A 12,095-nucleotide genomic window follows, 5' to 3' on the forward strand; every position below is an offset into this window, starting at 1 on the left:
TACAGAATACGGGAGACAGAATACAGAAGGCTCACTGGTTGGTAGCATGTTTAATTGATTGCTTAACCTCAAAGAATTACTACATGCAACCAGCGAAAAATTTGAAGATTTACTTGTATGGCAAAAAGCGCATCAGTTCACAATTGGGATATATAATTATACCCGTAATTTTCCCAGGGAAGAAGCATATGGGTTAACTTCGCAATTCAGAAGGTCCGCAGTATCCATAGCTGCGAATATTGCCGAAGGTTTTAAGAAAAAGGGAGAAAAAGACAAAGCAAAATTTATGAATATATCACAAGGTTCACTGGAAGAGTGCCGGTATTACCTGATTTTATCTGGAGACCTTGGCTATGGAGATAATCATCTGTTACGAAACTTATTGGACGAAGTAGGCCGTATGCTTGCTTCTTATCATAACGCAATTGTCAAATCAACTTAAATATTTGATACTCGTTTAGATACTGAATCCTTATTCTGTATTCTGTCTCCTGTATTCTAAACGCTAAATTCTGTATTCAACATGAAACGAGTGTTATTCATCGACCGTGACGGTACCTTGATCAATGAAGCGCCTCCAACCTATCAGTTGGATTCGTATGATAAGCTCACTTTTTATCCAGGTATGTTTGAGTATATGGGACGCATTGCCCGTGAATTTGACTATGAACTGGTGATCGTTACCAACCAGGATGGATTGGGCACAGCCGGCTTTCCGGAAGATACTTTCTGGCCCCTGCACAACCTGGTGATGAAGAGCCTGGAAGGTGAAGGCATTCATTTCAGCGCTACCTATATCGACCGCTCCTTCCCCAAAGACAATGCACCTACGCGCAAGCCCGGTACGGGCATGTTGACGCAATACCTCGACAACCCGGACTATGATATTGAGAATTCCTATGTGATAGGCGACCGTATTACAGATGTGCAACTGGCCAAGAACCTGGGTTGTAGAGCCATCTGGCTCAATAACGATGCTTCCCTGGGCGCTGGTGAGATCAAGGACAAGGTAGCTGAACTACAGCCGGTGATTGCCCTGGAGACTACGAAATGGAGCGCGATCTATGAATACCTGCGACTGGGATTGCGGACCGTGATCCATGAGCGAAATACGAATGAAACGCAGATCAAGATCGAACTGAATGTAGATGGTAGTGGTAAATCGAGGATCATAACCGGACTTGGTTTCTTTGACCACATGCTGGATCAAATAGCCCGTCATGGTAAAATGGACCTCACCATCCGCGCCAATGGCGATCTGCATATTGATGAGCACCATACCATCGAAGATACCGGCATTGCACTGGGAGAGGCCTTTGCACAGGCCCTGGCAGATAAAAGAGGTATGGAACGGTATGGATTTGCTTTGCCGATGGATGAGGCCGACGCCAAAGTACTGATCGACTTCGGAGGCCGTAACTGGATCGTCTGGAATGCCGAATTCAAGCGTGAGCGGATAGGGAGATGCCCACTGAAATGTTCTTCCACTTTTTCAAATCCTTCTCTGATGCTGCTAAATGCAACCTGCATATAGAATGCCATGGCGACAATGAGCACCACAAGATCGAAGCGATCTTCAAAGCTTTTGCCAAGGCCATCCGTATGGCAGTAAAGCGTGATCCGCTGAGTAACTATTTACCTAGTACGAAGGGGGTGTTGTAAGAGTACAGCTATTAGCTGTTAGCAATTATCTGTATTCCTAACAGCTAATGCCTATTAATTAATCCCGGATCATACCAGCACGTCCTGCCATTCCTTCACCCTGTCAAACACTGATTTGGCAAAGGGGCAAAGTGGAATGATCTTGATATTGTTGGTACGGGCATATTCTACGGCTGCATAGACCAATTGTTTGCCGATGCCTTTACCGCTAAGGGATTCATCTACTTCTGTGTGTTCAATGAGCATTTGACCGGGATTGGGTGTAGAGTAAACCATTTCGGCTAGTATTTTACCGTCCTGCTCTACATAGAACATGCTCTTGACCTTTCCTTCTTTGTGTTGTATCAGCATCTTTTAATGTGTTGTGGTGAATGTTGCAAATTAATACAATTGTTGGAGCAGGGCGAAGCCTTCCGGCCACAAGCCCAGGTTGGAGGCTGAATTAATATGCCCGTAATCCCCAAGGTTCGAGCTATTCGGGCCCGGCAGGATCAATACGATAGGGTTCATGATAAAACTGGATAAGTAACTAGTGGCTTGTTATTTAGTCAGGCTTTCGGGGTTGTTAATTAGCCTGGATAGTGTCTCCCAATCTGTTGTATCTATTTTATTTTGATTATGTAGTTTAATTAGTTCAACCAATCTATTATGGAACTTTGAATAAAATGTTTGAAGCCCTTGGTTATAATCTATATCTGTATGATTGATTGCTAGTTCCTCAAATGTAAAAGTGAAACCTTTCCCAGCATCAAAGTCCACGTCTATGACGATTTCCTCGTTTAGTATCAAAGGCCTTATATCCTTTGGATCAATTTGGTTTGTTTTAAACTCTAATTCATAAGTCTTTAATTGTTCCTTTAAAATCACATTACGCTTTTTCTTTCCATCATTAAGCTGCCGAGCATGGATAATTGAGCTTTCTAAAACCCCAATGTCCTCAGGCGATGGTGGAAGTAGAGGTAATAACTTTTTACGCTGGGCCTTTGCAATCTGGGGAACATATTTTTTATGATATGAATCTATGTCGTAATAGGCTATTTTATAAGGAGAATTAGCTGATTTAATTTTGGCAATTGGTTTAAAAATTTGATTTATTTCATCATCTTTATACTCTCCTTTCAATAGATTGATTTCTTCATCTCCTAAAGGGTTGATGAATATGTTTTCATGGTAATTAATCAGGATGTCGGCTTTGAGTTTTACAATTTCTTGATCTTCGCCCCGGGATAGAAAATCATTAGCAATGGCGAAAGTAAAACTGCCAATTCCGGAGGTTGTGATAAGGGGGTTACAACCTGTTCAAACTGTTCTGCTGCTTCATCTATTTTCCCTCCTAATCTTTTAATAATAGAATCAGTTCTTAAAAATGTAGCTTTAGCATAGGACTTTAGTGATCGGAGATAATCAACGGCAAAGTCCTTAAACATTTCCAATGAAACCAAATTGCTAAAACTTTGGAGAACGGTCTCCATTGTATAGTTAACACTTCTCATACGAAGAAGCCTGAAATAATCAACATTGTAACTTAAGCTTTTAGGATCAGTATTTTTAGAGCAATGGTAAGTTCCAGAGCTTGTTCAAGTTGTTCCTTTATTTGAGGTTGTTCCAAATTAAGAAGCCCCCAAAATATAAGCTGTTGTGCTTGTTGGATTAAGCCCGCTTTTAAATGAAGGAATACTGCACTTCGTAAAATAGTACTTCGAGTGGGTTCGAGGTCTGGTTTATCAAAATAAAATCTGGCAAACTCACCCTCACGTTCTGCTGCCTTTATATAATATTCATTGGCGGATAAAAATCTCCAGAGGCAATAGCTTGCTTGGCTTTAAAGGAGAACTCCATGACTTCTTGATGTACTAATTTGGGCTTCATGAATGTATTTCCTTTACTGTTTTGGGTTGTTTAAATAATGTAATTATTGCAGATGAGGCTTCTTTATTTTTTTGCCTCTTGTTATTTGTTGATGTTTAGTCTTCAAGCGTGCTGCTAAAGTATTTGTACCAGTTTCTTCAAGTATGCCAGAAGCTTCAACATAATGCCCACCCGCTAAGAAATTAAGGTCATTTTCATCAGGTTCATTCTCTAGAAACTTGTAATCTACTCCATCGCCGATTTCAGTTTGTTCGACATATGAGTAATTAAGAAATACAGCCATTACAAACATAGCAATAGCTACACCTCCAAAGTTAGCCATATCGACTTTTTCCCTCATTGCAGATCTTGAAAACTGATTGTCCCAGATAAGTTTACTTGAATGGCGAATACCATCCACTTCGAACTCGAAAGCTGCTGTTTCATTTGGGTGGTATCGTTCAAGTGCAACGATAGCCCATTGGTTAAATGTTATTATTTGTTCTTGGGTAGGCCCTTTAAGTTTTTTCAAAGTCAGGTTAATATCTATTGGAATCATAGGCAGTTATTCAAACGTTTGGCAAAGGTTATTGGCTAAAGTACAAAAATAATCTAATATGATTAAGGATCACGTATTACTGTGCGATGAGCTTCAAAGACCTTAGCCTGACGCGCAGGAGGTAACTAATGGAGGAATTATATTATCAGTCATAATTGTTTGATTATCAGCTAATACAAGCGCATTGACAGGATGATAACTGTTCATGAATCAACTTTCCATAAAGCGATACATGCGAAATCACCTTATTTTAAACTATTGTCAATCATAACGACTTCCATTTTTATGTAATTGTTTTAATTGGAGTAAGTGCAATCTAGTCGCCTGATGTACAAGCTGCTTAGGTAACAGATTTTTTTGGCAGTATGGAAATGCTACTGCATATTTGCAGTACAATGGTACTGAACAAACAAATTAATCAGTGGTGGTGGCATACAAACTCTATACGGGGCTTGTAACGCTGCTATTGTTGTTTAATGACACTATATTCAGGGCCCCGATATACCATCGGGGCTTTTTTTTATTTTTATCAATTATAAATCTCTTTCAGAGGGACCAGGCATGAAAAAATAGCTATTCAGACGAACTGTAAAAAGATGCTGGCCGACGTATATACCCCAGTGGGTATCTACCTACGTATACGCGATCGGTTCCGGGATACGGCACTGCTTGAAAGTACCGACCATCATGCGGCCGAAAACAGCTACTCCTTTATTTGTATCAATGCCATTGCCGGCATGGAGATCACCTCCACCCGCAGCATTGAATTCAAATGGCCTGGAGAAACACCTGAAAAGATTACTGTTAAAGATGTGCAGGAAGTGCCTCAGCTCTTATGGGATTTCATGCAACGCTTTGAGGTTTCCGGCACCCTTCCAAAGAAAGCCGTTTTGCGCAGGGCCTGTATGGCTATACCACTTTCGATGCCGTGCAATTCTTCGATACCATCCGGTTGAAATCGGGCAGTATAACACCTGAGATACCACTGATGCGCTACCGCCTGTACCAATATGTAATTGCCATCAACCATTATAAAGATGAACTCTTCATTTGCGAAAATGTGATCAAGGGACTGGAAAGCGAATTGGCAGTGGTGGAATCCCTGATCCGCAGTAAGGATGTGCCTGTATATCCCTTCAAAGCCCAGGGAGAAGAAGTGTCCAATATGACGGATGAAGCGTACCGGGATATGGTGACCAGGGGTATTCAAAGCTGTTTCCGGGGCGATGTGTTCCAGATCGTATTGAGCCGTCGCTTCCAGCAGGTCTTCCGGGGTGATGAGTTCAATGTATACAGAGCCCTGCGCAGCATCAACCCTTCTCCTTATTTATTCTTCTTTGATTACGGCGATTATAAACTGCTGGGCTCTTCGCCCGAATCGCAGATACTTATCCAACAAGGCAAGGCGGTAGTACATCCTATTGCCGGTACTTTTAAACGTACGGGCGATGATGAAACCGATAAGCTGGAAGCCGATCGTTTATTAAAAGATGCCAAAGAAAATGCAGAGCACGTAATGCTGGTTGACCTGGCCCGCAATGACCTGAGCAGGGTTTGTGATGACGTGAAAGTGGATCATTACCGCGAAGTACAATACTATAGCCATGTGATCCACCTCGTCAGTGAGGTAAGTGGCAAGGTACGCGCCAACAGCAATCCCTTTGAGTTAATGGCCAAAACTTTTCCGGCTGGTACGCTAAGCGGTGCGCCCAAATTCAGGGCCATGGAACTGATCGATAGTTATGAACCCACTACCCGCAGTTATTATGGCGGCGCTATTGGTTTTATGGGATTTGATGGTACTTGTATCCATGCCATTATGATCCGTACTTTTTAAGTAAACAGAATACCTTGTTTTACCAGGCAGGGGCAGGGGTGGTAGCAGCCAGTAAACCCGAGAGCGAATTGCAGGAAGTGAATAATAAGTTAGGTGCTTTAAAGAAGGCAATCATTTTTGCAGAGGATATTTCTAAATAACAAGCTTTGAGCAACGAGCTTTGAGCTGCGAGCAAAAGGGCTCGAAGCTCGCAGCTCAAAGCTCGCAGCTATTAAAACCGAATACATTGACCCGGATATTAGTTTTCGACAATTACGATTCATTCACGTACAACCTGGTGCACCTGGTTGAAAAGATCCTGCATCAGAAAGTAGAAGTATTTCGTAACGACCAGATTGCTTTGGAAAAGGTAAAGGAGTATGATAAGATCATCCTGTCGCCAGGCCCGGGTATTCCCGAAGAGGCAGGGCTTTTATTACCCCTCATCAAGGAGTATGCTTCCTCCAAATCCATACTGGGCGTGTGCCTGGGCCATCAGGCCATTGGCCAGGCCTTTGGTGGTACGTTGGTCAACCTGACTACAGTATACCATGGGGTGGCCACTCCCTGCCAGATCATCAATAGCAAGGCTCCATTATTTGAAGGGTTGCCGGCCGAAATAGAAGTGGGGCGATACCACAGTTGGGTGATCAGTGAAGAAGGGTTCCCCAAAGAGTTGGAGATCTCAGCCCGGGATGCCAACAATTACATTATGGCCTTACAACATAAAAATACGATGTACAAGGGGTACAGTTTCACCCCGAAAGTGTACTAACCCCTGTAGGCGAACAGCTATTACGTAACTGGTTGAAAAACTAAGTATGAAAAAGATATTACAGTTCTTATTTGAACACAAAACACTCAGCAGGGCTACGGCCAAAGACGTGTTGGTGAATATTGGTAAAGGGGTATACAATGAGCATGAGGTAACTGCCTTCATGACGGTATTCCTGATGCGGAGCATCACCATTGAGGAGCTGCAGGGCTTTCAGGATGCTTTGCTGGAGCTTTGTGTACCGGTAGACCTCAACGGGCATGCTACCATTGATATTGTAGGCACTGGTGGTGATGGAAAAACACCTTCAATATTTCTACCCTGGCTTGCTTTGTAGTAGCCGGTACGGGGCAAAAAGTGAGTAAGCATGGCAATTATGGAGCTTCTTCCATCAGCGGCGCTTCCAATGTAATGGAACAGCTGGGATATAAATTCAAGAATGATCCTGCACTCTTAAAAAAGAAGTAGAAGAAGCCAATATCTGTTTTTACATGCGCCCCTTTTTCATCCAGCATTAAAGACTGTAGGGCCCATCAGGAAAAACCTGGGTGTACGTACCTTCTTCAATATGCTGGGCCCCATGGTCAATCCGGCGGCACCGGCCTTTCAGTTGGTAGGCGTATACAACCTGGAAATGGCACGTATTTACAACTATTTATTACAGCAAACCGACAAGGCATTTACTATCATTCACGGCCTGGACGGATATGATGAAATATCGCTTACCAATGACACCAAGGTGATCACCAATGCCGGCGAGCGGGTGATGACACCCGAGCAATTGGGTAAACGGATGGTGGCGCCAACAGATATCTTCGGCGGTAATACAGTAGAAGAGGCTGCCAAAATATTTGTGAAGATATTGAACGGGGAAGGTAGTTGGGCGCAAAATGCAGTGGTACTGGCCAATGCTGCCATGGCCTTGCATTGCACGGGCAACTTCAGTAAATATGATGATGCCTATGCCGCTGCCGTGGAAAGCCTGGAAAGTGGAAAGGCACGGGAGGCATTGGCAAAGCTGGTGGAATTGCAATAAGTGGTTGAAAAGTTGACAGGTGGGGAGGTTTGAAAGGTTTATTAGGAGTAGACTGTCAGGGGCAAGATGTTTCGTATACATACAATTGAATCAAGACATGAACATTCTGGACAAGATCATAGCGGTTAAAAGAAAAGAAGTAGCGGATCGGAAAAAGAGACAAGTATTGCCGACCTGGAGAAAAGCCCTGCTTTTGCGCGGCCGGTATTGTCGTTGAAACAGTATTTACTAGACGATAGCAAAACGGGCATTATTGCCGAGTTTAAACGTCAATCACCCTCCAAGGGCATCATTAATGGCGATGCAGATGTAGTGGCAGTCACGAAAGCATACACCGAATATGGGGCATCGGGTCTGTCGGTACTGACGGATACTTCTTTCTTTGGTGGTAGCACTGAGGACCTTGTAAAAGCACGGGTGAACAATATCCCCATCCTGCGTAAAGAATTTATTATTGACGAATACCAGATCGTAGAAGCCAAAGCTATGGGAGCCGATGTAATATTGCTCATTGCAGCCTGTCTGACACCAGCTGAAGTGAAGCAACTGTCTACCTTTGCCCAAAAATTGCAACTGGAAGTTTTACTGGAATTGCATGATGAAGAAGAGCTGGCGCATGTATGTGATGAAACGGTATTGGTAGGGATCAATAACCGCAACCTGAAGACCTTTGTGGTGGATATTGAACGCAGCCTGGCCATGGCCCGGCGTATTCCTGCCGGTAAAGTGAAGATCGCAGAAAGCGGCATTTCTTCTGCGGAGAATATCCGCCTGTTCAAAGATCATGGATTCCGGGGTTTTCTTATCGGGGAAAACTTTATGAAGGAGGCCAATCCTGGCCTTGCCTTTGAACAATTCGTTAAAACCATCTACTGATGTTTCCCAGGGGAATACCAGCAGATGGGCGATTGATTTGCCAGATACAACTAACACTTAAAATCTGACAACACATGAGAGTAAAAGTATGCGGCATGACACAACCCGACCAGGTAGAAGCATTGGCTGGAATGGGCGCTATGTTTGCCGGCTTTATTTTTTATCCCAAGAGCCCGCGGTTTGTGTTTAAACACATGAACGTAACACAGATCCGTAGAGTGAATAATATCAATAAAGTAGGTGTATTTGTAAACACGCCTATTGAAGAAGTGTTGCACCTGGTAGATGAGTGCCGCCTGCACATGGTTCAACTACATGGTGACGAACCACCCAAGTATTGTGAAAAGATTGCCGATTATGTTTCGGTAGTAAAAGCATTTCGCTTAAGTGATAATGACCATGTTGATTATATGATCAGGCCCTATATGGATGTGTGCGATATGTTTATGTTTGATACCATGGGCGCTGGTTATGGTGGTACAGGTAAAAAGTTTGACTGGAGTGTGTTGAAAAACAGTACCATCGGGAAGCCTTTTTTCTTAGCGGTGGTATTGTGCCGGGCGATGAAGAAGAATTGAAAAACTTTGCCGGGGAACCGGCAGCGAAAGCCTTATTTGCCATTGATATCAATAGCAAGTTTGAACTGACCCCGGCGTAAAGGATATGGAGAAGGTGAAGGGGTTTATTGATAAAGTAAAGGGTGAGTGGTCCCGAAAGCTTTCGGGCGTGAGTTGTGAGTAGCTAATTAGTTGGAAGGGTTGATTTATTTCAAAATAGTTCTTTACTATAAAACCTGTATTATGATAACTGTTCGTCTTGCGGAAGAGAAAGACCTTCCGGAGATATTGACCATTTATAATGACATCATTGTAAACACCACAGCTGTATACGATTACCAACCGCATACGGCTGCTATGAGAAAGCAGTGGTGGGATACCAAGAAGGAGCAGGGGTTCCCGGTATATGTAGCTGAAGCAGATAATAAATTAGCAGGCTTTAGCTCTATTGGTCCTTTCAGGGCCTGGGCAGCTTACAAATATTCCGTTGAAAATTCAGTCTATGTTTCATCGGATAGCCGGGGAAAAGGTGTCGGAAAATTATTGATGCGTCCATTGATTGAAGCCGCCACGAAGTTGCAGATGCATACGATCCTGGCAGGAATTGATGCCAGCAACGAAGCCAGTGTGCGATTGCATGAATGGTTTGGATTTAAAGAAGTGGCCCATTTTAAACAGGTGGGCTATAAATTTGGTCGATGGCTTGACCTAAAATTCATGCAATTGGTACTGGACACACCAGTAACGCCAGCAGAAAAATAAAGCAGGTTCGGTACCAAGCCTTGTATAGCTGTAGTCCCCGGACAAGTTCTCGAAGAGAGGGATAACAACAGTCAGAACGATAATAAGCGTATTTAAAATAGTAGACCAATGATCAATCGAACCATGCCCCTGGGGCAATATAAAGGAACTTTCCAACAGCCCAATATCTATGGGTATTATGGAAATTTCGGCGGCGCCTATATTCCCGAAATGCTGCACCGGAATGTGGAAGAGCTCAAGAACCGTTACCTGAAGATCATGTATGAGGAGTCGTTTCAAAAGGAGTTCCATCAATTGTTGAGGGATTATGTAGGCCGGCCTACACCCTTATACTTTGCTAAACGACTAAGCCAGCAATTCAATACCAGGATCTATCTCAAGCGGGAAGATCTTTGCCATACCGGCGCTCATAAGATCAACAATACCATCGGCCAGATCTTGTTGGCCGAGCGGCTGGGTAAAAAACGCATTATTGCCGAAACGGGTGCAGGTCAGCATGGCGTAGCCACCGCTACGGTATGCGCCTTGAAAGGCGTAGAGTGCATTGTGTACATGGGCGAGAAGGATATTGAAAGGCAAGCTCCCAATGTAGCCCGGATGAAAATGCTGGGTGCTACAGTGGTGCCTGCCATCAGTGGCAGTAAAACGCTGAAGGATGCCACTAACGAAGCTATCCGTGACTGGATCAACAATCCGGAAGACACACATTATATTATTGGCAGTGTGGTAGGCCCTCACCCTTACCCCGATATGGTAGCCCGTTTTCAAAGTGTGATCAGCGAGGAGATCCGCCGCCAGTTGAAAGAAGAAACAGGCAGCGAATTGCCCGGGTATGTGTTGGCTTGTGTAGGCGGGGGCAGTAATGCCGCAGGCGCTTTCTATCATTTCCTGGAAGAGTTTGGCGTACAACTGGTAGCCGTAGAAGCGGCTGGCCATGGTGTAAACAGTGGCATGAGCGCAGCTACCACCCAACTGGGAAGACCCGGCGTACTGCACGGCAGCAAAAGCCTGGTGATGCAAACACCCGATGGACAGGTAGTAGAACCACATAGTATTTCAGCAGGACTTGATTATCCTGGTATTGGCCCCTTGCATGCCCACCTGTTTGAAACGGGTAGGGCCAAGTTCCTAAGTGCTACGGATACAGAAGCATTAGAAGCTGCCTTCAACCTGGCCAGGCTGGAGGGCATTATTCCCGCCCTGGAATCGGCCCATGCCTTATCAGCTTTGAAACAGCTTTCCTTTAAAAAGGATGATGTAGTAGTACTTTGCTTATCGGGCAGGGGCGATAAAGACCTGGCTACCTATATGAAAGCAATGGAGCAATAGGAGTTAGCTAACAACTAATACCTTTTTAAAAATCGTATTACAAGCATAAGTAAATAACATGAGCAGGATACAGGAGTTATTCAAAAGGAAGAAAGATCATGTACTGAATATTTATTGTACAGCAGGTTATCCGCAGTTGACCAGTACGCTGCCCGTGATGCAGGCATTACAGGACAATGGCGCCAACCTCATCGAACTGGGCATGCCCTATAGCGATCCGCTGGCCGATGGGCCCGTTATACAGGCCAGCAGCAGTATTGCCCTGGCCAATGGCATGACCATCAAAACCCTCTTTGAACAATTGAAGGATATGAGGGGCAAGGCCGGTACAGTGGATGCCGAAGGTGGCGGCACTGGTGGTCTTAGAGGAGGCCATATTCATGTGCCGGTGATCCTCATGGGCTATATGAACCCCGTATTACAATATGGGTTTGAAAAAGTTCTGTGCCGATGCAGCAGCGGTAGGTATCGATGGGCTCATCTTGCCCGATCTGCCCGAGTATGAATTTGAAACAGTCTATGGCGCTATCATCAAGAAGCATGGACTGGATTTTATATTCCTGGTAACACCCGAAACATCTGTAGAACGTATTAAGCGATTGGATGCTTTGAGTACAGGGTTCCTGTATGCCGTTTCTTCTTCCTCTACTACGGGAAAAGATAAAGATATGGGTGGTGTAAGTGCTTACCTGCAACGGTTGCAGGAAATGGATCTGAAGAACCCGGTATTGGTAGGTTTTGGTATCAAGGACAAAGCCAGTTTTGAAGCAGCCTGCCAGTATGCACAGGGCGCCATTATTGGCACTGCTTTTATCAAGGCGCTGGAAAATACAACAGATATGCCTTTGGCTGTTCAGCAATTTTGAATAAGGTTT

16 protein-coding genes and 2 pseudogenes are annotated in these 12,095 nt (G+C 44.2%); 15 read left to right on the plus strand and 3 right to left on the minus strand.

The genetic code is table 11. From position 1 onward, the window contains the following. Positions 1-58 precede the first annotated feature (58 nt). Together RS881_RS16940 and hisB are read left to right on the plus strand one after the other, a co-directional pair. Positions 59-442 carry a four helix bundle protein gene (locus RS881_RS16940; RefSeq protein ID WP_315822156.1) on the plus strand — a complete coding sequence of 128 codons (384 nt, stop codon included), beginning with the start codon at positions 59-61 and terminating at the stop codon, positions 440-442. 81 nt (positions 443-523) lie between these two features. After that, a pseudogene (hisB, locus tag RS881_RS61635) lies at positions 524-1,662 on the plus strand (bifunctional histidinol-phosphatase/imidazoleglycerol-phosphate dehydratase HisB). A gap of 69 nt (positions 1,663-1,731) precedes the next feature. On the opposite strand, the gene RS881_RS16950 reads toward hisB, so the two are convergent. The 3 genes from RS881_RS16950 to RS881_RS16960 all read right to left on the minus strand — a co-directional run bounded on the left by RS881_RS16950 (position 1,732) and on the right by RS881_RS16960 (position 4,069). Further along, complete coding sequence (locus RS881_RS16950) at positions 1,732-2,013, minus strand: GNAT family N-acetyltransferase (protein ID WP_315822157.1); 282 nt, start codon at positions 2,011-2,013, stop codon at positions 1,732-1,734. 189 nt (positions 2,014-2,202) lie between these two features. Beyond that, the gene (locus RS881_RS16955) at positions 2,203-2,784 is read right to left on the minus strand and encodes a hypothetical protein (protein WP_315822158.1); all 582 of its coding nucleotides are present in this window, start codon (positions 2,782-2,784) and stop codon (positions 2,203-2,205) included. Positions 2,785-3,574: 790 nt separating this feature from the next. Then, a complete protein-coding gene (locus tag RS881_RS16960) occupies positions 3,575-4,069 on the minus strand; it encodes a hypothetical protein (RefSeq protein ID WP_315822159.1) in 495 nt (164 codons plus the stop codon). 596 nt (positions 4,070-4,665) lie between these two features. Between RS881_RS16960 and RS881_RS16965 the strand changes: the two genes are divergently transcribed. The 13 genes and pseudogenes from RS881_RS16965 to RS881_RS17025 all read left to right on the plus strand — a co-directional run bounded on the left by RS881_RS16965 (position 4,666) and on the right by RS881_RS17025 (position 12,086). Continuing rightward, positions 4,666-5,025 carry a hypothetical protein gene (locus RS881_RS16965; RefSeq protein ID WP_425476353.1) on the plus strand — a complete coding sequence of 120 codons (360 nt, stop codon included), beginning with the start codon at positions 4,666-4,668 and terminating at the stop codon, positions 5,023-5,025. Next, positions 4,998-5,906 (plus strand): anthranilate synthase component I family protein, encoded by a 909-nt coding sequence (locus RS881_RS16970; protein WP_425476354.1) that lies wholly within the window; start codon positions 4,998-5,000, stop codon positions 5,904-5,906. Before RS881_RS16965 ends, RS881_RS16970 begins: the two co-directional genes overlap by 28 nt. Before the next feature lie 14 nt (positions 5,907-5,920). Continuing rightward, a complete protein-coding gene (locus RS881_RS16975) occupies positions 5,921-6,046 on the plus strand; it encodes a chorismate-binding protein (protein ID WP_315822160.1) in 126 nt (41 codons plus the stop codon). 137 nt (positions 6,047-6,183) lie between these two features. Further along, positions 6,184-6,704: pseudogene (locus RS881_RS16980) on the plus strand (anthranilate synthase component II). 2 nt (positions 6,705-6,706) lie between these two features. After that, positions 6,707-6,997, plus strand: a complete 291-nt coding sequence (locus tag RS881_RS16985; RefSeq protein WP_315822161.1) for a hypothetical protein — start codon at positions 6,707-6,709, stop codon at positions 6,995-6,997. A gap of 20 nt (positions 6,998-7,017) precedes the next feature. Beyond that, entirely contained in the window at positions 7,018-7,128 is a 111-nt protein-coding gene (locus tag RS881_RS16990) for a hypothetical protein (protein WP_315822162.1), read from the plus strand. Positions 7,129-7,192: 64 nt separating this feature from the next. Beyond that, positions 7,193-7,696, plus strand: coding sequence for an anthranilate phosphoribosyltransferase (locus RS881_RS16995; protein WP_315824512.1), 504 nt, complete (start codon positions 7,193-7,195; stop codon positions 7,694-7,696). A gap of 207 nt (positions 7,697-7,903) precedes the next feature. Further along, positions 7,904-8,572 (plus strand): indole-3-glycerol phosphate synthase TrpC, encoded by a 669-nt coding sequence (locus tag RS881_RS17000; protein ID WP_315822163.1) that lies wholly within the window; start codon positions 7,904-7,906, stop codon positions 8,570-8,572. A gap of 95 nt (positions 8,573-8,667) precedes the next feature. After that, positions 8,668-9,150 (plus strand): phosphoribosylanthranilate isomerase, encoded by a 483-nt coding sequence (locus tag RS881_RS17005; RefSeq protein WP_315822164.1) that lies wholly within the window; start codon positions 8,668-8,670, stop codon positions 9,148-9,150. 222 nt (positions 9,151-9,372) lie between these two features. Then, complete coding sequence (locus tag RS881_RS17010; protein ID WP_315822165.1) at positions 9,373-9,891, plus strand: GNAT family N-acetyltransferase; 519 nt, start codon at positions 9,373-9,375, stop codon at positions 9,889-9,891. 108 nt (positions 9,892-9,999) lie between these two features. Beyond that, on the plus strand, positions 10,000-11,220 hold the full coding sequence (gene trpB, locus RS881_RS17015; protein ID WP_425476355.1) for a tryptophan synthase subunit beta: 1,221 nt from the start codon (positions 10,000-10,002) through the stop codon (positions 11,218-11,220). 58 nt (positions 11,221-11,278) lie between these two features. Further along, complete coding sequence (locus RS881_RS17020) at positions 11,279-11,725, plus strand: tryptophan synthase subunit alpha (RefSeq protein ID WP_315822166.1); 447 nt, start codon at positions 11,279-11,281, stop codon at positions 11,723-11,725. After that, positions 11,646-12,086 carry a tryptophan synthase subunit alpha gene (locus RS881_RS17025; RefSeq protein ID WP_315822167.1) on the plus strand — a complete coding sequence of 147 codons (441 nt, stop codon included), beginning with the start codon at positions 11,646-11,648 and terminating at the stop codon, positions 12,084-12,086. The genes RS881_RS17020 and RS881_RS17025 overlap by 80 nt, the downstream gene beginning before the upstream one ends. Positions 12,087-12,095: the final 9 nt, after the last annotated feature.

It is taken from the genome of Paraflavitalea speifideaquila (assembly GCF_032395985.1).
In the GTDB taxonomy this organism is placed as follows: Bacteria; Bacteroidota; Bacteroidia; order Chitinophagales; family Chitinophagaceae; genus Paraflavitalea; species Paraflavitalea speifideaquila.

Excerpts from the sequence above, each read along its gene's own strand:
- RS881_RS16950 (WP_315822157.1), bottom strand. The coding sequence starts at position 2,013 with ATGCTGATACAACACAAAGAAGGAAAGGTCAAGAGCATGTTCTATGTA.
- RS881_RS17010 (WP_315822165.1), top strand. The coding sequence starts at position 9,373 with ATGATAACTGTTCGTCTTGCGGAAGAGAAAGACCTTCCGGAGATATTG.
- RS881_RS17005 (WP_315822164.1), top strand. The coding sequence starts at position 8,668 with ATGACACAACCCGACCAGGTAGAAGCATTGGCTGGAATGGGCGCTATG.
- RS881_RS16985 (WP_315822161.1), top strand. The coding sequence starts at position 6,707 with ATGAAAAAGATATTACAGTTCTTATTTGAACACAAAACACTCAGCAGG.
- RS881_RS16960 (WP_315822159.1), bottom strand. The coding sequence starts at position 4,069 with ATGATTCCAATAGATATTAACCTGACTTTGAAAAAACTTAAAGGGCCT.
- RS881_RS17025 (WP_315822167.1), top strand. The coding sequence starts at position 11,646 with ATGGGTTTGAAAAAGTTCTGTGCCGATGCAGCAGCGGTAGGTATCGAT.
- RS881_RS16965 (WP_425476353.1), top strand. The coding sequence starts at position 4,666 with ATGCTGGCCGACGTATATACCCCAGTGGGTATCTACCTACGTATACGC.
- trpB (WP_425476355.1), top strand. The coding sequence starts at position 10,000 with ATGATCAATCGAACCATGCCCCTGGGGCAATATAAAGGAACTTTCCAA.
- RS881_RS17020 (WP_315822166.1), top strand. The coding sequence starts at position 11,279 with ATGAGCAGGATACAGGAGTTATTCAAAAGGAAGAAAGATCATGTACTG.